The 1,479-nt window shown below is 70.4% G+C and carries 2 protein-coding genes; both read left to right on the forward strand.

The genetic code is table 11. The annotated features are described in order from the left end of the window. Positions 1–154 precede the first annotated feature (154 nt). On the forward strand, positions 155–697 hold the full coding sequence (locus AB0I73_RS41260; protein ID WP_363045510.1) for a transposase family protein: 543 nt from the start codon (positions 155–157) through the stop codon (positions 695–697). Next, positions 679–1,473 (forward strand): transposase, encoded by a 795-nt coding sequence (locus AB0I73_RS41265; RefSeq protein WP_363045511.1) that lies wholly within the window; start codon positions 679–681, stop codon positions 1,471–1,473. Before AB0I73_RS41260 ends, AB0I73_RS41265 begins: the two co-directional genes overlap by 19 nt. Positions 1,474–1,479 lie beyond the last annotated feature (6 nt).

A 1,479-nucleotide genomic window follows, 5' to 3' on the forward strand; every position in this document is an offset into this window, starting at 1 on the left:
GGGTCTTCGAAGTTGAGCGGTGCGCTGGTTCGGCTTGCTGTCGTGGCGTCACGTTCTGTGGCGAAGGGGGTGGCTCGGCCCTTGCAGGGGCGCCCCTGGTCCTGAGTGATCATTTCTGTTCTCTACGCAGAACGATCATCCAGGAGCCACGGGCTTGCTCAACGATACGACGGTGCTGCTCGGCCTCGACGGGGTGTCCGTCGCCCGGGTCGAGCGGCTGGCCGATGGGACACGCCGCGTCCACCTGGCCACGGCCGATGAGACGGCCCGGGCCTGCCCGGTCTGCGGGGTCTTCGCCACCCGAGTGAAGGGCTCCGCCATCACCCGACCCCACGATCTGCCCTATGGCGAGAGCGGGCTGGAGTCCCGTTGGCGCAAGCGTCGCTGGTTCTGCCGGGAGCCCGGCTGCCCGCGCCGGTCGTTCACCGAGCAGATCCCGCAGCTACCGGCCGGTGCGCGGATCACCATGCGGCTGCGCGGGGCCGCCGGGTGCCGGATACGCGACGCCGGCTCCACCGTCATCCAGGCCGCCCGGGATCTGCACCTGTCCTGGCCGACCGTGATGGACGCCTTCCGCACCGCCGCCCACGAGGTCACCGAGGCACCGCTGCCCGGGGTGCAGGTGCTGGGCATCGACGAGACCCGGCGCGGACGGCCGCGCCGGGAACAGGCCCCCCCATGGGCAGGTGGCTGCTGACGCGTGATCGGTGGCATACGGGGTTCGTCGACGCGCTCGGCACCGGCGGCCTGCTCGGCCAGGTCGAGGGCCGTACCGTCGCCGATGTGCTCGCCTGGCTCGTCACCACCCCACTGACCTGGAGAAAGAGCATCCAGTACGTGGCCATCGACATGTCGGCCACCTACCGCGCCGCCGTCCGCACCGGCCTGCCGCACGCCACCGTCGTGGTCGACCACTTCCACGTCGTCCAGCTCGCCGACAAGATGCTGTCCATGGTCAGGCGCCGCATCACCGCCGAGACCCGCGGCCGGCGCGGACGCGCCAGTGACCCCGAGTGGAAGGCCAGGCGGCGCCTGCTGCGCAACCGCGAGGACCTCACCGACGACCAGTTCGCCACGATGTGGAACGCGCTGCTGGGCGAGGGAAAGATCGGCCAGACCCTGCTGACGGCATGGATCGCCAAGGAGGACCCGCGCAACCTGCTCGCCCTGGCCCGTACCCGTGCCGATCGGCACCAAGTCGGCCACGCCCGCTGGAAGTTCCTCACCTGGTGCGCGGACTCCGACATCCCCGAGGTCCGCCGGCTCGCCGCCACCGTCGACCGCTGGTGGCCGGAGACCGAAGCGTTCATCGACACCGGGCACAGCAACGCCAAGAGCGAAGGCATCAACCGCGTGATCAAGCTCGTCGCCCGCAACGCGTTCGGCTTTCGCAACGCCGACCACCAACGACTACGGACACGCTGCGTCACCACCCGCCGAGCCCGCGGACACCTCCGCACCGCTCAACTTTGAAGACCC

The sequence above is a fragment of the Streptomyces sp. NPDC050388 genome (assembly GCF_040655635.1).
Classification (GTDB): Bacteria; Actinomycetota; Actinomycetes; order Streptomycetales; family Streptomycetaceae; genus Streptomyces.

Excerpts from the sequence above, each read along its gene's own strand:
- AB0I73_RS41265 (WP_363045511.1), top strand. The coding sequence starts at position 679 with ATGGGCAGGTGGCTGCTGACGCGTGATCGGTGGCATACGGGGTTCGTC.